Consider the following 17,500-nt stretch of genomic DNA (forward strand, 5'->3'; position numbering starts at 1 on the left):
TCATGATCGCAAAGTCTTCGATACATTGATGGGAGGCCCCATCTTCTCCGACAGTCACACCACCGTGAGAGGCTACGAGCTTCACGTTCAAAAACGGATAAACCACGCTATTACGAACGACTTCCCAGGCTCTTCCGGAAAGAAACATCGCAAAGGAAGAAGCAAACGGAACGAGTCCGGAAAGCGCAAGCCCCGCGGCATGACCAACTAAATTCTGTTCGGCGACACCCACGTTGAAAAAACGATCCGGATAGCTCTTTGCAAACTTATTGGTTTTCGTGGAACCGGAAAGATCCGCGTCCAAGACGACTACATCCTGGCGGGAAACTCCCAGCTCATGCAGCGCATCTCCGTATCCGTCACGAGTCGCTTTTTCTGTCGCAGTCGATGTGCTTGGAGCGCCCATTTTTATTATCCTTTTAAAGCCGCCGCTTTATCGGTTTCTTCCCAAGTGAAAGTGGAACCCTTTCTTCCGAAATGACCGTAAGAAGCGGTTTCTCTATATTTTCTTCCTCTTTCGAGAAGTTTGAGAGATTCGATGATTCCCCTCGGAGTCAATTTGAAGTTTGCGCGGATTCGTTTGACCAATTCTTCTTCGGAAATTTTTCCCGTTCCGAACGTGTCCACGTGAACCGAAACGGGCTCTGCAACCCCAATCGCATATGCAAGTTGCACTTCGCATTTGTCCGCCAGACCGGAAGCCACAACGTTTTTCGCGATATAACGACCCATATAAGCCGCAGAACGGTCCACTTTGGAAGGATCCTTACCGGAAAATGCCCCACCTCCGTGCCTTCCGTATCCACCGTAAGTGTCTACAATGATCTTTCTTCCAGTCAGCCCAGCGTCTCCATGAGGGCCACCAACGATAAACTGACCCGTAGGGTTGATAAAATATTTCGTATTCACCAGAAGATTAGCAGGAATCACTTTCTTAATACATTCTTCAATAAGAGACTCTTCGATTTGTTTATGAGTCACGTCGGGAGAATGTTGGGTGGAGATTACGACGGTATCTACACGAACCGGTTTTCCGTCTTTGTATTCTACTGTAACCTGAGATTTAGCATCCGGTCTTAGGAATTTCAATTTGTTGGAATGTCTGAGTCCGGCTAAGTGTTTTACCAACTCGTGAGAATAATAAATCGGCATCGGCATGAATTCCGGGGTTTCGTTGATCGCAAAACCGAACATCAAACCCTGATCCCCTGCTCCCTGCTCTTTAAAAAGACCTTCTCCTTCGGTAACTCCCTGAGAAATGTCCGGGCTTTGAGCATGAACGTGAGCGGAAACGACGGCAAAGTCCGCGTCGAAACCCATAGTAATATCGTTATAACCGATATCACGAATTACATTTCTTGCAATTTCTTGAGCGTCTACCTTTCCTTTACTTGTAATTTCACCTGCAATTACGACCAAGTTTGTAGTCACTAAAGTCTCGCAAGCAACTCTGGATTTCGGATCTTGTTCGAGATATGCGTCCAAAATCGCATCGGAAATTTGGTCGCAGACCTTGTCCGGGTGGCCTTCACCGACTGATTCCGAAGTAAAAATAAAATCTTTCAAAGACATCTGTTTTTCCTGATGGGTGAAAATTGACGGGAAAGTCCAAAGGAAACCCGCTCTGATCCCAAAAACCTGCGGATTCCTTCAGTGTCAAGAAGATCCAAACTATGTTCCTTTTCCATTCCGGAAGAAATTGAGCGGCTTGAATTAGATTTGAATTGAAGCAAAGACACTCAGAATATTTTTGAGAAACCATGAAAATTCGAGTTTCAGACATCAAAGTAAAAAATCGCATTCGTAAAGATCTCGGAGACCTACATTCTCTAAAAGAATCCATACAAAAACTGGGACTTTTGCATCCCATCTTGATTGATCTAGACAACACGCTAATCTCCGGAGAAAGAAGACTCCAAAGCATAAAAATCCTCGGCTGGGAATATGTGGAAGTTCGAATCGTGGATATTCGAAATAAAAAAGAAAGGGTCCAGATAGAGTCAGAAGAAAACAACATTCGTTTAGAATTCACTTCCGAAGAACAAGAAAGGGTTCGGAAGTTATTGAAAAGATATTCTTATACTACCATTTTCGGAAGAATCCTAGCGTGGATTCTGGACTTGTTCGATTGGTTGAAGAGATTTTTTCAAAAAAAATAATAAAACCCATGTTTTCAAATCGAGTCGATCCCTGAGTTTTTAAAAGAATTCCCATATCAAAAAACGAAGGCAATTTTTAAATGGAAAATACACTCTTTCCGTTCCTACTATCCCAACCACTTATAACTTAAATTACGTGCTTTCGGATAAAAATTATCCAATATTGATTTACAAAAAGCTCCTAAGTTCATACCGTGATTTTCTTAACTAAGGAGAGTCTATGAAAAAACTTTCGATTTTGGTCGTCTCCGTCGCACTCTTTGCAAGCATTACCGCTTGTGGTGCGTTCGGTGGTCTGCCAAGCCTTAAAAGCTCTTTTGTCCTGAGCGAGAGCACAGTTCCAGGAACAAACGAAACTGTAAAAACATTTCTTCCTTACGGAACAGTAATCAACTACTATGGTTACATCAAACCAGGACAAGCGCCGGACGGTTTGGTCGATGGAAGCAAAAAAGCATACTACCTCTACGTTTGGGTACCTGCCGTTATCGCTGAAATGGGAGTCCGTATGATTTCCCCAACAGGCGAAATCGGTGAACCCGGCGACGGAGATTTAGTAAGCGATGCTTTCAAAGCGGCAACCCCAGAGGAAAAATCAATGCCTAACTGGTTTGATACCTGGATTCGTGTTGAAAGAATGTCAGCGATTATGCCTGACCAAATTGCAAAAGCTGCAAAGGCAAAACCAGTTCAAAAGCTTGATGACGATGATGATGGAGATGATACTTATAAAGAAGAGAGACATTCTAAATATAACTCTCTTACAAAAATTAGCATCCCTAATCCTCCGAAATCTTTTGACGAACTGAAAAACATCGATACTAAAAAACTTTTAGTAAGAGGTCTTTACAGAATTTCTTTCACTACCTACAAACCAGGTGAAGTGAAAGGATCTTTCGTTGCATCTGTTGGTCTGCTTTTCCCACCAGGTATTCCAGGTGTGAGTCCATTGATCCACTCAAATCCTGAAGAACTGCAAAAACAAGCTATAGCAGCTGAAGAATCTTTGAAAAAAGCAGCAGCAAGCGCGACTAAGTAAATCATCTTACTTAGAATTCAACAGTTTTATAGGCAAAAAGCCACCGAAAGGTGGCTTTTTCATTTATAGTATTAACGCTCAATGTAAAGTTCATTCGCTTTAAATTTCCGAAGCGAAAAAAGACTTTTCCTTAGAAAATTGAAAATAACTATTTCTTACTCAGTCTAAAATAAGATTTCGTTCGATTTCTTGAAAAAAGAAAAGATCCTGTCATTGTGAAAGTCCCCTTAGAAAAACTTTTTTTAACCTCATTTATCAATACTTCAATCAGCTGAAATTTTCCAAATAACTGCCTCATTCCAGTTCTTTTCCATAGGGAATCTTCTATTCGAACAGATCAGTTCTTCTTGCAAGAAATCGAATTTGTGAAGTAAAATAAGAAGAGTTTCACCTCTCAAAATTGAAATCCCTGTCGAAAACTTCCCTTTGGAGAACGGATAAAAATTCAAAAATAAATCGATTTCGATTTCCATGAGCACAACTCAAATCCTGAGTGGTAAAGAAACTAAAACGTATTTGAACAAAAGTTCATAAAGGATTTAAAATGATTGAGAATAATTACTTTTTAGAAAATCAAGACTTACAGGAAAACTTCCAATCTATCGTAAACTGGAAGGAAATTATAGACGGCTTCGAAGGGGATTTTGAGGATCATAAAGAATATCAAAAAACCGGAAAAGAATCCCTGGGGATGGCGCCCGGATCTTACGAAGATGCATTAGAATATTATAAATCTATTTTAGAATCCGGAGGAGATATCGCGGGCAAACAAATCGCACCTCTTGCAAAGGATATGGATATAGAAGGTCTGAAATATTCTTCTGGAAAGGTGACGTTTCCAAATTCCATGGCCAAAGGAATCAGCCAAGTCAAAGACGCCGGGATTCTCCCTTACAGCATCGGAAGAAAACACGGAGGGCTCGGAATTCCTGCAACCGTTCAAACCATGATGATGGAAGTGTTTTCCAGAGCGGATGGCTCTTTTGCAATTGCACTCGGATGTCTCAATCTCGCAGAAACCATAGAACGTTTCGGTTCCAAAGAAATGGTGAAAGAATACGTTCCTAAAATGGCAAACGGAGAAATTTTCGGAGCGATGGCTTTGACCGAACCAAACTACGGATCAGATCTCCCAAATCTTCAAACCAAAGCAGTAAAAGACGAAAACGGAGTCTGGAGACTCACAGGTGCCAAACGTTTCATCACACACGGTTGCGGGTTCGGTGATATTCCTGCGGTAATTTTAACTCTCGCAAGAACCGGAACCCCCAAGAGCGGAGCCCGCGGTCTTTCCTTCTTCTTGGTAAAAAATTCCGACGTTTTTATCGCAGGAATCGAAAAGAAAATGGGGCTTCACTGTTCTCCTACTTGCGAAGTAGTCTATGAAAACTCTCCCGGAATTCTCATCGGAGAAGAAGGTTACGGCTTGATTCGTTATTCCATGGCGATGATGAACGGTGCAAGACTTTCGATCGCCGCTCAAGCGATGGGAATCGCAACGGCGGCTTATATGGAAGCGAAGAAATACGCTTCCGAAAGAGAACAGTTCGGAAAAACGATCCAAAATATCCCCGCCGTTCGTAGAATGCTTTCCTTTATGGATCGCGAAATCGCAGGAATGAGAGCCGTCCTGTTGGAAGCATCTCGTTCCATCGATCTTTATCATTGGAAATCGGAAAGAATGAAAGAAAAAGGTATCGACGAACGTGATATCAAAAAGGATGAAACGATTCGTAAATGGGAAAAGCTGGCAAACCTTTTTACCCCATTATCAAAATATTATATTACAGAACTTGCAAATAAGATCGCGTATGACGGCCTTCAAATCCACGGAGGGGCCGGATTTACCTACGACTACGACATTTCCAGAATCTATAGAGACGTAAGAATCACAAATATCTACGAAGGAACCACACAACTGCAAATCGTAGCGGCCATTGGCGGGATCGTATCCGGCATGTCTGCGAAAGGACATTTACGTCAGTATTTCGAAGAGGAATTCTCCAAAATCAGTGTTTCCCCCTTGTTAAACGAAAACAAAGAAACTCTTGAAAAAATCGTAGAATCCTATTCCGCTATCGAAAATTCCTCCACAAGGGACGAGATCGCCTTCGAGGTAGTTCAGTCCACCGCGCGGGTTCTAATCGGATTCCTTTTAGAAAGAGGCGCTTCGAGACTAAAAGGAGAAGCCAAAGAAAAAAAGGGAATTCTCGCCAAAGAATACAACTTGGAATCCAAAGCAATCCTTCTCTCCAATCGGATTACAATTGAAAATCGTCAGTCTCAATTGACATACGCTTAAACTGTACAAACGTATGATGTCTCCTTACCTAATTTCAACGTCATAAATTCGCTCATTGGTAAGGAGCATCGAGAGTTGCGAACCATTTGTTCTACATCAATTCCGTAAATTGCCCAGGACATAACGGATTTAGGCCTATCTCAAAATATTACACTTGGTGTTGTTTCAGTTTTTATACCGCAACTGTTTTAGAAGATCAAAACGCGGCAAAAGTTTTTGGGGCAAGCAGCCATAGATCTCATTTTAGAGAATTACGATAGAATTGATTGGTGTTTTTCTAAAATATGATTTTACAATTGTGGAAACCGCGACACGATTCCCAGTCCCCTAAATGTGAGAACTCCTACATTTTTTAAAAACTCAGGCGCCTCACTTTTAGGATCGCTCGACGTTTTTTAAAAATCGGCTCTAATTTTTGTTCTTTGTTAATACGGCGCAGAAGTTCTCATTATTCTTTATTGTAAAGCGAAGCTTATAAGCCAGGAATTACAACAAAATTTAGATTGTTCCTACAATCCGATTCAACTTTTTAATTTAACGTAAGCTGGGTCGTAAGAAATCCATGATTTATTTTTCTGTAGGAAGTTGGAATTTGAACTTTGTAAATTTATTTTTAAAATGTGGGAGCTATAACAAATCGCGATTTTACGAACAAATTCTGAAATTGTAGAATTTTCTACTTTAGAAAATTCTTTTTCGTTTTCAACCATCAAATTCACTTTCTTATCACTCTTTTCAGTCGAACGGAACTTCATATTGTTTCCATGTAATCGGAACCTCGTCCGCGGAATAGGCTTCAGTTCCAGCACATTCCAATTTTGCGCGAATTTCGACAAGAACGGGAAGATTTTGCTCCGATGATTGATACCGAAAATACGTTCCGCAATCACCCATTCCTCGAAACTTGAAAAATGCAATCCATTCTTTCGTTTCCGGTTTATAATACCGAATCCAGTGATCGCTTTCCAACCGTTTCATCCGAATTTTCTCCGAAGCTTCGCCGTTTCGGTTCGATGAAAACTCATACGCGATAAATTTTAAAAGTTTCGTTTTAGCGGGAATCGTGCGTTCGTCATATAAAAAGTAGATTCGATTTTCATTATAAGCCGTAGTGTCACATAACAATTCACCTAAGAACTCCCCCTTCCCCAGTGAAAAAAATCGAATCGGTGCCCTACCCAAAAAATCCCGATAGCGGTATAAATCGATTTTACCGTCCTCACCTAACGCGACATTGTTGTATTCGCAATCCTTAGGCAATCCGCTTTGTAGAGAATCGATCGCGTCCGTACAAACCTCCGCGGGAAGTTTTGTTTTCTCGGCAACAAGATCCTTCGAACGAGCCGAGTATTCACAATCGGAGGGCCAATCTATTTTGTTTCTCTGAAACAAAATAGATTGTTTATAGGATGCGGGCACACCTTTTCGCACAAACAGGAAAGCATTCAAAAAAAACAATACGATTCCACCGAAAAAAAGGAAAAAGATCAAATACAACAACTTAAATCGAAAGACTCGAACATTCATATTCTAAAATTGGGGATTCTTTCAGAGATGTAAAACCATTTCCCGCGAGTGGCGCGTTGTCATTAAACGTTTCACCTTCCGCAAGATGCAAAATGAAAACGAGATTCCGTGAACTCGAAGTAGGCGCGAAGCAGAGAACTTTTTTCTTACTTCAGCTCCACGCTGACACGCTCCAAGATTCTTACTGATCCCTGTAAAATAGAATACCGTTAATTTAAACGCAAATTCCATGTTTAAACGCAGAATTTTAGACACTCTATTTATGTAGAGATGAATAAAAAAGGAAAGAAGACCGTTTAACCGTGAACTGCAACCAATTCTCTGAATACCTTTTCCGCCTTCTGAAAGTTTTCTGAAAAAAGATAAGCAAAACCTAAATCAATCAATTCCTGCATAGAAAGGGATTTTCGCCTCGCTTCCATTTTGGGAATATTCGCTATCTTTTCGGAGAATTCTTTTTTCTTTTCCTCAAAAGTAGGAAGTTCTTCATATCCTGGAATTTTCTCAAGAATAGATTTCGCTTCGTCGAATTTTCCAATATAAACAAGAGCAAGCCCCAACGCACCCATAACGTCTCTTTCCTCAGAAAGACGTTTTGCATTCTCCGCAAAAACTTGAATCGCTTCTTTGTAATTTCTAAGATGATAATTAGAAAAGAACTCCGCCTTACAGAAGGAATCACTTGAAAAACGAGTCTTATAAATGGCAATTAAATCCAAGACCGTTTTGAAATCCACCGCGCTTTCACTTACAAGAATCCCGGTTTTAAGCGTTGAATACGCGATCGGAACGGAAGAAGATTTAAAATACGAATGATACTTTTTTGCGGCCTCTCTTAATTTTCCAGCTTCTTTGAGAAGATAAGCTTCCAACAGAGGAGTCAATACGGAAGTACCTTTGAGAAAATAGTTTATTTCGCAGTCGGAACCAGATTCAAATCCGGCAATTCCACTCAGATGGTTTAAAAAAGCGTGATTTGGATTCTTTTTTGCGATCTCGATCACTTCCTCGTAAGAACCCGTTTCAAATAATTCCCAAGCGGTTTCTTCAACGGAAGACGGGTTGGATACTGCTAAATTCTGGCCCATTACGATACCTCTCTTTTTCTTATCGGATGGGTCGGAAGAAAATATCTGAAAAAAATCAGGGGTACAATCGTTCCATCATTCTTGGAAACGGGATACACTCTCGAACGTGTTGAAGTCCGCAGATCCATGCGATCATCCTTTCCGAACCGAGTCCAAAGCCGGAATGGGGAACCGAGCCGTATTTTCTCAAATCCAAATACCAATCATAAGATTCCACGGGAAGTTTTTCTTCCTCAAGTCTATGAATGATGTTCTCGTAATTCTCCTCCCTTTCTGACCCTCCGATGATCTCTCCTACTCCGTCAGGCGCGATTAAATCCGCGTTTAAAACAGTTTTTGGATCCTCCGGGTTCACCTTCATATAAAACGCCTTTGCTTCTCTCGGATATTTTTGGATGAAAATCGGACCTCCAAATTCCATTGTAAGTATCTGCTCTCTTTCGGAATTGATATCATCTCCCCAAACGATATCCTCCCCCTTAAGCTTCAATATTTCTAACGCCTTCGTATAATCAATTACTGGAAAATCCTTTTCCAGATATGCAAGTAGTGGAGTTGGATCCCTCTCCAATACTTTCAAATCTTGTAAAGAATTCTGAACGGTTTCCTTGATGATTGTTTTAACGAAGTCTTCTTGTAGTTTTAAATTGTCAGCATGACCGGCAAATGCAACCTCCGCTTCCACCATCCAGAACTCCGTCAAATGCCTTCTCGTTTTACTCTTTTCCGCTCGGAAAGTTGGCCCGTAACAAAATACTTTATTGTGCGCAAAAATCGCCGTTTCCAAATAGAGCTGTCCAGTCTGAGCAAGATACGCATTCCCAAGATCAAAGTATTCCGTAGAAAATAAAGTTCCGGCACTCTCTCCTACAGACCCTGTAAGGATCGGAGTATCGATCAAAAGAAAATCCCGTTCGTGGAAATATTTACGGATCGCAAAGGAAAGATTGTCTCTTACCCGAAGGATCGCCAATTGTTTGGAAGAACGCAACCAAAGATGCCTCTGAGAAATTAAGAAATCGATCCCGTGCTCTTTCGGAGTGATCGGATAGTCTTCGGATTCCCCTACAATTCGAATCCGATCCATTATAAGTTCGAATCCGATCGGCGATTTTTCGTTTTTCACCAAAGTCCCCTCGACCGATACGGAAGTTTCTTGACGGAGACGTTTTACGGCTTGAAAAACCTCTTCCCCTAAAATTTCCTTTTCCGCGAGAATTTGTAAAATTCTTCCACTGTTTCTAAGTGATACAAACTGCCTTGCATTGCTTCCTCTGATTCCATGCACCCAACCTTGGACGACAACTTTACAATTTACGTGTTTTTCCAAATCATGATTACTAACGATCGGTATTTCAGACATAGACTCATTTTACCTTTTTGGTTTCACCGGAAAGGATATTTTTTACCTGACAGAGAAGATATACCTTAAATCCTGAGAAGTATGGATCCGATTCTCTTAGATGGAAAAATACTCTCTGAAAAAATCAGGAATGAAATTCGTCGCGAAATTGAAGAACGAAAAACAAAAAATCTTAGAATCCCAAAACTTGCGACGATCCTAGTCGGTAATAACCCCGCTTCCGAAACCTACGTCTCCATGAAGATCAAAGCCTGCCATGGCGTGGGAATGGGTTCAGAAATGATCCGATTGGGAGAACAAACCACGACAGAAGAATTGCTCTCAGTCATAGACAAGCTCAACGCCGATCCAAACATCGACGGAATCCTACTCCAACATCCTTCTCCCTCTCAAATCGACGAAAGAGCGGCGTTTGACCGGATTTCTTTTCGCAAAGACGTGGACGGAGTCACTACTCTTTCTTTCGGTAAACTTTCCATGGGAGTGGAAACCTATCTTCCTTGTACTCCCTATGGTATGGTTCTTTTACTGAAAGAACACGGTATCAACGTTTCGGGAAAAAATGCAGTCGTAGTAGGACGTTCTCCAATTTTGGGAAAACCGATGGCAATGCTTCTCACGGAAATGAACGCGACTGTTACACTTTGCCATTCCAAAACCCAAAATCTTCCAGAGATCGTTCGTCAGGCGGACATAGTCGTTGGAGCAGTCGGTAAACCGGAGTTCATCAAAGCCGATTGGATTTCCAAAGGTGCGATTCTTCTAGATGCGGGTTACAACCCTGGGAACGTAGGAGATATTGAAATTTCTAAGGCAAAAAATCTTTCCTCCTTTTACACTCCAGTTCCGGGAGGAGTCGGTCCGATGACAATTGCGGTACTTCTCCTACAGACTCTTTATTCCTCAAAAGAACACTTTACACCACCGGTTAAGTGAAAACGATGTTTCCAGATGGCGATCAGTTTTGACGAATGTTTTCAAACTTATCCGGAGCTTCATAGCCCTACCAATCTTGACGAATTTTGGTCCGAGGCAATCCGAGATTTAAAAAACTTTCCGATTAAAAAACAATCCAAAGCTCTCCTCAAAGGTTCGATTATCAAGGAAACTATCTATGATATTTCCTTTCAATCCTGGCAAAATGCAACCTTGACCGGAACCCTCGTAATCCCTCGAAAACGAGGGGATCTTCCCGTAGTAGTTTATTTTCACGACTACGGAATAGACAGGCCTGCAATTATCAAAGGACTTACTGAAAACGGAGTCGCCCAGCTCATCCTCAATCTCAGAGGCCATGGTTCTCAATTGGTTCGCCCTCTGCTCAAAGAAGGGGAAATCCCCGACCCGGATTGGACTCCCGGTTATTTCACAAAAGGTTTGGACGGAAAGGATTCTTTCTACATGAAAGGATTGTATCTGGATGTGATCCGCACTATTGAATTTTTAAGACTTACCGATGGAATCGACGGAGACAAAATCATTCTCCTCGGAAAATCCATGGGCGCCTCTCTTGCCGTCTTCGGCGCGGCTTATACAAACCGGATCAAAGGTTTGATCTTAGAAACTCCTAACTTCTGTCATATAGACGACCTTCAGCTCAAACTTGAAAAAAGTTGGATGAAGGAGCTGACCGCCCAACTGAACAGCTCTAAAACCAAAAAAACCGCAATGAAGAAAAGTTTAGCATATTATGATAGTATAAACTTTTCCAAGAAGATCAAGGTTCCGACCCTGGTTTCCGTCGGGATGGACGATAAGATCTCACATCCCAAATCCGTATTCGCATTTTTTAATCATCTGAGTTGCGACAAAAGGATGCAAGTTTATCCTACGGAAGGAAACGAAGCCGGTCTAAAAGACGATAAACAAAACGGAGCTAATCTAGAATTTGTGAGGGAAATTTTCTTTCCCGAATGATAGAGGTACAGTTCTACAATTCCCTTTCGGGTAAAAAAGAAAAATTCTCCCCCGCAAATCCGCACCGAGTGACCGTTTATTCCTGCGGTCCTACGGTTTATAATTTCGCACATATCGGAAATCTACGCGCGTTTCTTTTCGTAGATGTCTTGCGCAGATCTCTCAAACTTCTGGGTTACGGCGTGGATATGACGATGAACATCACGGATATCGACGACAAGATCATCCGAGATTCCATCTCTTCCCAAAAAAGCATCCAAGAATTTACGACCCCTTGGACGGAAGCCTTCTTCGAAGATTTAAAAACCGTTTCTGCTGAATTTTTGGAACACTACCCCAAAGCCACGGAATCGATTCCGGAAATGATCGAGATCATTCAAAGATTGCGGAGCCAAGGACTCGTTTATGAAAAAGATGGGAACCTTTACTTCTCCATCCAAAAGTTCGAAGGTTATGGAAAACTCAGTAAGATTGATACGTCCGGAATGAAAACCGGAACCCGCTATGACACGGACGAATACGAAAAGGAAGATGTGAGAGACTTCGTTCTTTGGAAAAGTCCAAAACTGAAAGGAGAAGCTTTCTGGAAAACGCCAGTCGGTACCGGCAGACCGGGTTGGCATTTGGAATGTTCCGCGATGATCCGTAAGATTTACGGAAGCGGGGTGGACATTCACACGGGCGGAGTCGATCTTTTGTTTCCGCACCACGAGAACGAAGTGGCACAATCCGAAGGGGCCTTTCCTGAAGAATCTTTCGTGAGAACCTGGCTTCACTCCGAACATCTGCTGGTAGAAGGACAAAAGATGTCCAAGAGCAAGGGAAATTTCTATACGTTACGCGATCTTATCGATCAAGGTTTGGATCCCAAAGCCATTCGTTTTCTTTTGATTTCGGCCCATTATCGTTCTAAGCTGAACTTTTCCACCGATCGAATCGCAGAGGCTTCAGCAAACATCCGCAAAATTCAGAATTGTTTGGATCGTCTTTTTGATTTGGAACCGGACGTGAAAATCGATTCTATTTTCACATTCACTCTTTCACTCACTCAAACTTGGAAAAAAGAATTCGAGGAATCTTTGGCCGATGACCTAAACATTTCCAAGGCCCTAGCGGTCGTCTTTGAATCCCTCAAGCAGATCAATTCTTTACTCGATACCAATCGAACGGATTCCAAACAAAGAATCGAATTCATTCAAATTCTCGCATATTATGATCGTATTTTCGGAATTCTAAACTTCGAATCCCAAAAAGATTCTCTAATCGATTCAAGAATCGATTCCCTTATCGAAGAAAGACAAACGGCAAGAAAGAATAAGGACTTTGTACGTTCCGACGCAATTCGAGATCAACTTTTAGCCCAAGGAATTCTGATCGAGGATACAAAGGACGGAATCCGTTGGAGAAGAAAATAGCTAGACCGGAATACATCTTTGGAAAGCGGACTCTTATCGAACTTACTGAGGCCCATATAGGAAAGGAACATTCTTTTCCCTTTACCGATTTGTATGTAAAAGAAAATCCGGGAACAGATATCGTCGAAAAAATATTAAACCGACTTCCTTCCTTTGTAAAAGTTCATAGGATTTCCAGTTCGAAACTAGACTCACTCGTTCCGGGAAGAAATCACCAAGGAGTAGTCGCTCTCAAAAGTTCTTTTAGACAACAAATTTCCGATAAAAAAAATTTGGAAGAATACCTCTCTGAAAAACCAGGAGCCTTTCTCGTTTTGGATCGAATTCAAGATCCGGGAAACTTGGGAAATATTCTGAGAACCGCAGAGTGTTTCGGAATTACGAACATTATTCTCCCCGAAAGGGAATCGGCGGGAATCACTCCTGTTGTAGAGAAAGTTTCTTCGGGCGCACTTTCGTTTCTAAAAATATTCACAGTCAAAAATCTTGCGAACACTCTGGAACTCTTAAAAGAAAACGGCTATTGGATCGTGTCCACGAGCGACCGAGGAACAGAAAACTGGTCCAAACTTCCGGAATTCAAAGAACTCGTAATCCTCATGGGTAACGAAGGAGAGGGAGTCAAAAGAATCCTGTTGGAAAAATCGGACTTTGTCCTTCGAATTCCCATGCACGGAAATCTTTCTTCCTTAAACGTCACTGTTGCAACTGGAATCGTCTTGGATCGAATCGTAAATCGTAAATGAAATATTCGATTTTTTGAAACCTCGTTTCCCATTTTACTCTCGTAATCTTTTACAATCATCGTTTAATTTTAAGAATTATCTCTTGCATTTTTCGTTCTTTCTCCCTTACTTGAGGGATATGAAATTATTTCAAATCCTCTTTAAATTTTTCGGACTTTTTCTTTGCCTTAGCTTATTCACTTCGTGCATCAATTTATCTTGGAATAAACTGAACCTAACCAAAAAGAAAAATATGTCGGAAGAAATCCTGCAAACTTTGGCCTTCTTATTTTGGGGAGAATTCAATCATGAACTCTATAAGTTTGTTCCGATCCCTTTTTTCACTTTAAAAAGTCAATTCAATGCGGACCAATTCATGCTAGTAAACCCCGAATTGAAAGAAAACAAACCTAAGATCATTTTGATCCACGGCTGGGATTTTAAGGAAAATAATACCCAAGCCCCTACGGATAAATTCGCAAAGGTAACAAATTTGAGAGAAACCTGGGACGACGCTTTGGAAATGTATTCTCAAAATATCTCCGGAGTTCAAACCTCTTATGAACTTTATGTTTTCACGTATCGGACCTCGGACTACGTGGAAAACAATGGAAAAAGACTCATCGATAAACTAAACACGGTGTTTACTCCGGACGACAAGGTGATTCTTCTCGCTCATTCCATGGGTGGGCTTGTCGGTAGATCCGCCCTTTATCATCCCAAAAACACAAATGACGTGATCGATCTGATCGTAACTCTGGGAACTCCTTATTTAGGTTCTCCTTTTGCATCTTCTAACTATCAAGGTAATTTCGGAAAATTAGGCGACTTGATCGCATTTATGACCGGAAGCGAAGGTGGAAAAGATCTCGCTTATACAAATGCGTTAGGCACCTCGTATCAGGTTCCAACTCCAAACGAGTACATAGACGGAGCTTTTAATCCGTATCTGGAACGGCTTCTCCGGGAATCCTCCAAAGATTCAAAAGTAATCGCTTTTTACGGAGAGATGAGCGTTTGTAACGATCATCCAGGCTCGGATGCAATCTATACCATCGGTTGCGGTTTTTTATCAAACGGAAATCCGAGTTTTGTAAGCAAAAGCGATGGAATCGTAAGTTCGACAAGCGCCAAAATGTCCTCAAAATTACCGGGAGTAAAACAATTCTCTAAGGATTTCGATCATGCACAACTTTCGTTTCGCAATCATGTGAATACGATTTCCAGGAACGCTTATTTCAGCGAGGTTTTAACCGTCATCAACACGCAGTAGGAATTTCTACAGCGGCGGCCTCATTTGTTTTATAGATTCAATTTTTATAATACCCTTAGTTCCTTCAATTTCGTCCTGTTCGACAATCTTTTAGCAGGACTTTTTAAAGAATTTCACTAACTTATCCTGCCCTCTTTTAAGTTAGTCGCTCGAAGAAAAGGAAATAATCTTTTTATCTAAAATTCCCTTTTTCTCCCAAAAATTTTGAAGCTTGCAATTTCAACATAGAGTTCTAAAATTCAAGGTCGGATCATAAAACGTTTTAAAGACAAAAAACCTAAACATTTTTTAAAGTCATAACTCCCATAAAAAATAAGTGCCCAAGTTAAAAAATAGAAATGATAATACTTCAAGAAATAATATAACTTTACTCAATAGCAAAGATGATTATGAAGGAGAATTCCATTGGTTCACTTTTTTTCTTCGAATCGGCATTTCCACAGAAAAAGATCAATATACATTAAAAAACAGGAATATAAAAAATTGGCACTCAAATTTTTCGAAAATAAATCGAACTTCGACAACATTCTTTGCAGGATTTGAGTAATACAAACACAACCTATACAGCTAATGTTTCCGAAACATCCGAGCATCAAACATAAAAGAGTCCCCTTCGTTAAATATAATCCCACGCCCTTTCAAATCAGATTCAGCTCAAAAATAACTTAAGTAATAAATACAATAATCATAATATACTTAAGTATATGATCTTATATTCAAATTAAAATTTAAAAACCAGTTGATTTCCAAAATTTTCACTTGTATTTTCTCATTTCTCTTCGTTTTATCGTGAGAAGAATATGAAACCTAATAGACTTTTTTATAGTTTTTTTTTGATCCTTCTTTGTTTCGGTCAGTTCTTCTTCTGTAAAAATCACTCCGAAGACAAAAAAGCGACGGATGAATTTTTAAAAAATTTTGGAATCGCGTTTTGGGACGAACTGAATCACGAACTCTACAAGTTCATTTCGATCTCTTCAATTATTTCGAGAAGTAGTTTTACGTTGGATCAGTTCGTGGCTGCAGCTCCGCATTTAAAAATAGACAAGCCTAAAATTATTTTGATCCACGGATGGGATTTCGAGGAAAGAAATTTTCAACCTCCAACGAGTAAAACTAAAAAAGTTGAAAATATCAGAAAAATTTGGGACGACGCTTTGGAAATGTATTCTCAGAATATTTCCGGAGTTCAAACCTCTTATGAACTTTATGTTTTTACGTATCGAACCTCGGACTACGTGGGAAATAACGCAAGAAGACTTCTTGAGAAACTAAACGCGGTATTTACTCCAGACGACAAAGTGATCCTGCTCGCCCATTCTATGGGTGGGCTTGTCGGTAGATCCGCCCTTTATCATCCCAAAAACACAAATGACGTGATCGACTTCATGGTCAGCCTGGGTGCTCCGTATTTGGGTTCCCCCTTTGCCTCTTCTAGTTATCGGGGAGAACTTGGAACGTTAGGGGAATTGATCGGTTTTGTGATCGGAACCGCGGGTGGAAGGGATCTCGCTTACACAAACGCGTTAGGCACCTCGTATCAGGTCCCGGATAACGAAATTATCGTGGGTGCTTCAAACTCATATTTAGAGCAACTTCTTGCAGAATCTTCTAAGGATTCACGAATCACTGCATTTTACGGAGAAATGAGCGTTTGTAAAGGACATCCAGGATCGGGGTCGGTTTTCATCATAGGTTGCGATCTTTTGAAAAGTGGAAATCCCAGTTTTGCGGGCAAAAATGACGGTATGGTAAGTAGCACAAGCGCGAAGATGTCCTCAAAATTACCGGCCGAAAGACAACTCGTTAAGGATTTGGATCACTACCAACTATCCTTTAGCAGTCACCCAAGCACAGCGTCTAGAAACACATACTTCGAAGAGGTCCTAACAGTCATTAACGCTTTATAACAAACAGAATGTACAATTATTCTCGTTTTCAAAAAGCCGTATAAATTTCAAAAGCGCGGGAGTTCCCGTGTAATCGCGGGAACTCGTTTATTTTTGAGTAGATCGGTCCAATGCGATAAAATTCCTAAAAAGGGTTACAAAAGACGAGTAACGTATCTCTTTTCCCCTTTAAATCCAATTCGGATACAGTCCAAAATCCATTCGGCGTTGATAATAAAACTATAAGTTACACAACTAAAAAGTTACGCTCAAAGTATGAATTTCAACGATAAATAAACATTCCTTTAATCCAGTCGGACGGAAATTCCCATTTCCTGCATGGCTCTTTTTGTTTCGCGGATGGAATATTCTCCGAAATGAAATATGGAAGCCGCAAGAACCGCATCTGCTTTTCCTCTTAAGATCGCTTCCACCATGTGTTCCGGATTTCCCGCTCCACCGGAAGCGATGATTGGTATTTCAAGGGATGAGGAAAAACTTTTCAGAAGGTTGATATCGAATCCGTTTCTAGTTCCATCCCGATCCATAGACGTAAGTAAAATTTCACCAGCTCCTCTTTCTACAGCTTCCCGAGCCCAATCAAGTGCCTCTCTTCCAGTTTCGGTCCTTCCTCCGTGCAAGAAGATCTCGTATCGATCTCTTTCTTTCTGAAACTTCACATCAATCGCGCAAACGATACATTGAGATCCGTATATTTCGGACGAATTCGTTAGAAGTTCCGGATTCTGAAAAGCAGCTGTGTTGATCGAAACCTTATCTGCTCCTTTTTCCAAAACAGCTTT

The 17,500-nt window shown here is 40.9% G+C and carries 15 protein-coding genes (2 of these 15 cut by a window edge); 9 read left to right on the forward strand and 6 right to left on the reverse strand.

Annotated elements, in window-relative coordinates:
* Both LEP1GSC190_RS10635 and metK read right to left on the reverse strand, forming a co-directional pair.
* A protein-coding gene (locus tag LEP1GSC190_RS10635; RefSeq protein ID WP_002747802.1) for a transketolase family protein crosses the window boundary here: on the reverse strand, nt 1-406 show its start. Its footprint begins 557 nt before the window's first position; 406 of the gene's 963 nt are visible here — the first part of the coding sequence; it begins with the start codon at nt 404-406; its stop codon lies off the left edge, out of view.
* Between the two features lie 5 nt (nt 407-411).
* Entirely contained in the window at nt 412-1,572 is a 1,161-nt protein-coding gene (metK, locus tag LEP1GSC190_RS10640; RefSeq protein WP_002748008.1) for a methionine adenosyltransferase, read from the reverse strand.
* A gap of 188 nt (nt 1,573-1,760) precedes the next feature.
* Between metK and LEP1GSC190_RS10650 the strand changes: the two genes are divergently transcribed.
* From LEP1GSC190_RS10650 to LEP1GSC190_RS10665, 3 genes are all read left to right on the forward strand, one after another.
* Entirely contained in the window at nt 1,761-2,159 is a 399-nt protein-coding gene (locus tag LEP1GSC190_RS10650; RefSeq protein ID WP_002747702.1) for a ParB N-terminal domain-containing protein, read from the forward strand.
* 220 nt (nt 2,160-2,379) lie between these two features.
* A complete protein-coding gene (lipL32, locus tag LEP1GSC190_RS10655; protein ID WP_002747767.1) occupies nt 2,380-3,198 on the forward strand; it encodes a major surface lipoprotein LipL32 in 819 nt (272 codons plus the stop codon).
* Nucleotides 3,199-3,742: 544 nt separating this feature from the next.
* Nucleotides 3,743-5,500: an acyl-CoA dehydrogenase family protein gene (locus tag LEP1GSC190_RS10665; protein ID WP_002747963.1), complete on the forward strand. Its 1,758-nt coding sequence runs from the start codon at nt 3,743-3,745 to the stop codon at nt 5,498-5,500.
* 735 nt (nt 5,501-6,235) lie between these two features.
* Here the strand turns inward: LEP1GSC190_RS10665 and LEP1GSC190_RS10670 are convergent.
* From LEP1GSC190_RS10670 to asnS, 3 genes are all read right to left on the reverse strand, one after another.
* Complete coding sequence (locus tag LEP1GSC190_RS10670) at nt 6,236-7,027, reverse strand: DUF1176 domain-containing protein (RefSeq protein WP_174232270.1); 792 nt, start codon at nt 7,025-7,027, stop codon at nt 6,236-6,238.
* Nucleotides 7,028-7,323: 296 nt separating this feature from the next.
* Complete coding sequence (locus tag LEP1GSC190_RS10680) at nt 7,324-8,115, reverse strand: tetratricopeptide repeat protein (RefSeq protein ID WP_002748050.1); 792 nt, start codon at nt 8,113-8,115, stop codon at nt 7,324-7,326.
* 55 nt (nt 8,116-8,170) lie between these two features.
* Complete coding sequence (gene asnS, locus LEP1GSC190_RS10685) at nt 8,171-9,478, reverse strand: asparagine--tRNA ligase (RefSeq protein ID WP_002747932.1); 1,308 nt, start codon at nt 9,476-9,478, stop codon at nt 8,171-8,173.
* A gap of 81 nt (nt 9,479-9,559) precedes the next feature.
* Between asnS and folD the strand changes: the two genes are divergently transcribed.
* The 6 genes from folD to LEP1GSC190_RS10715 all read left to right on the forward strand — a co-directional run bounded on the left by folD (nt 9,560) and on the right by LEP1GSC190_RS10715 (nt 16,718).
* Nucleotides 9,560-10,414, forward strand: coding sequence for a bifunctional methylenetetrahydrofolate dehydrogenase/methenyltetrahydrofolate cyclohydrolase FolD (folD, locus tag LEP1GSC190_RS10690; protein ID WP_002747728.1), 855 nt, complete (start codon nt 9,560-9,562; stop codon nt 10,412-10,414).
* Between the two features lie 15 nt (nt 10,415-10,429).
* Complete coding sequence (locus LEP1GSC190_RS10695) at nt 10,430-11,395, forward strand: acetylxylan esterase (protein ID WP_002747829.1); 966 nt, start codon at nt 10,430-10,432, stop codon at nt 11,393-11,395.
* Complete coding sequence (gene cysS, locus LEP1GSC190_RS10700) at nt 11,392-12,810, forward strand: cysteine--tRNA ligase (protein ID WP_002747929.1); 1,419 nt, start codon at nt 11,392-11,394, stop codon at nt 12,808-12,810. The genes LEP1GSC190_RS10695 and cysS overlap by 4 nt, the downstream gene beginning before the upstream one ends.
* Entirely contained in the window at nt 12,795-13,556 is a 762-nt protein-coding gene (rlmB, locus tag LEP1GSC190_RS10705) for a 23S rRNA (guanosine(2251)-2'-O)-methyltransferase RlmB (protein WP_002747922.1), read from the forward strand. Before cysS ends, rlmB begins: the two co-directional genes overlap by 16 nt.
* Nucleotides 13,557-13,674: 118 nt before the next feature.
* Nucleotides 13,675-14,808: an esterase/lipase family protein gene (locus LEP1GSC190_RS10710; RefSeq protein ID WP_081586284.1), complete on the forward strand. Its 1,134-nt coding sequence runs from the start codon at nt 13,675-13,677 to the stop codon at nt 14,806-14,808.
* A gap of 800 nt (nt 14,809-15,608) precedes the next feature.
* A complete protein-coding gene (locus LEP1GSC190_RS10715) occupies nt 15,609-16,718 on the forward strand; it encodes an esterase/lipase family protein (RefSeq protein ID WP_002747914.1) in 1,110 nt (369 codons plus the stop codon).
* A 284-nt stretch (nt 16,719-17,002) separates the two neighbouring features.
* Here LEP1GSC190_RS10715 and hisF read toward each other — a convergent pair whose 3' ends face one another.
* Nucleotides 17,003-17,500, reverse strand: partial view of an imidazole glycerol phosphate synthase subunit HisF gene (gene hisF, locus LEP1GSC190_RS10720; RefSeq protein ID WP_002747855.1) — the 3' portion only. Its footprint extends 273 nt past the window's final position; the window shows 498 of its 771 coding nt (coding positions 274-771); the start codon falls outside the window, past its right edge — the gene reads right to left on this strand; its stop codon occupies nt 17,003-17,005.

This window comes from Leptospira mayottensis 200901116, from assembly GCF_000306675.2.
In the GTDB taxonomy this organism is placed as follows: Bacteria; Spirochaetota; Leptospiria; order Leptospirales; family Leptospiraceae; genus Leptospira; species Leptospira mayottensis.

What these genes read in the sequence shown, in the direction of transcription:
- metK (WP_002748008.1), bottom strand. Translation starts at nt 1,572, where the DNA reads ATGTCTTTGAAAGATTTTATTTTTACTTCGGAATCAGTCGGTGAAGGC.
- LEP1GSC190_RS10650 (WP_002747702.1), top strand. Translation starts at nt 1,761, where the DNA reads ATGAAAATTCGAGTTTCAGACATCAAAGTAAAAAATCGCATTCGTAAA.
- lipL32 (WP_002747767.1), top strand. Translation starts at nt 2,380, where the DNA reads ATGAAAAAACTTTCGATTTTGGTCGTCTCCGTCGCACTCTTTGCAAGC.
- LEP1GSC190_RS10665 (WP_002747963.1), top strand. Translation starts at nt 3,743, where the DNA reads ATGATTGAGAATAATTACTTTTTAGAAAATCAAGACTTACAGGAAAAC.
- LEP1GSC190_RS10670 (WP_174232270.1), bottom strand. Translation starts at nt 7,027, where the DNA reads ATGAATGTTCGAGTCTTTCGATTTAAGTTGTTGTATTTGATCTTTTTC.
- LEP1GSC190_RS10680 (WP_002748050.1), bottom strand. Translation starts at nt 8,115, where the DNA reads ATGGGCCAGAATTTAGCAGTATCCAACCCGTCTTCCGTTGAAGAAACC.
- asnS (WP_002747932.1), bottom strand. Translation starts at nt 9,478, where the DNA reads ATGTCTGAAATACCGATCGTTAGTAATCATGATTTGGAAAAACACGTA.
- folD (WP_002747728.1), top strand. Translation starts at nt 9,560, where the DNA reads ATGGATCCGATTCTCTTAGATGGAAAAATACTCTCTGAAAAAATCAGG.
- LEP1GSC190_RS10695 (WP_002747829.1), top strand. Translation starts at nt 10,430, where the DNA reads ATGGCGATCAGTTTTGACGAATGTTTTCAAACTTATCCGGAGCTTCAT.
- cysS (WP_002747929.1), top strand. Translation starts at nt 11,392, where the DNA reads ATGATAGAGGTACAGTTCTACAATTCCCTTTCGGGTAAAAAAGAAAAA.
- LEP1GSC190_RS10710 (WP_081586284.1), top strand. Translation starts at nt 13,675, where the DNA reads ATGAAATTATTTCAAATCCTCTTTAAATTTTTCGGACTTTTTCTTTGC.
- LEP1GSC190_RS10715 (WP_002747914.1), top strand. Translation starts at nt 15,609, where the DNA reads ATGAAACCTAATAGACTTTTTTATAGTTTTTTTTTGATCCTTCTTTGT.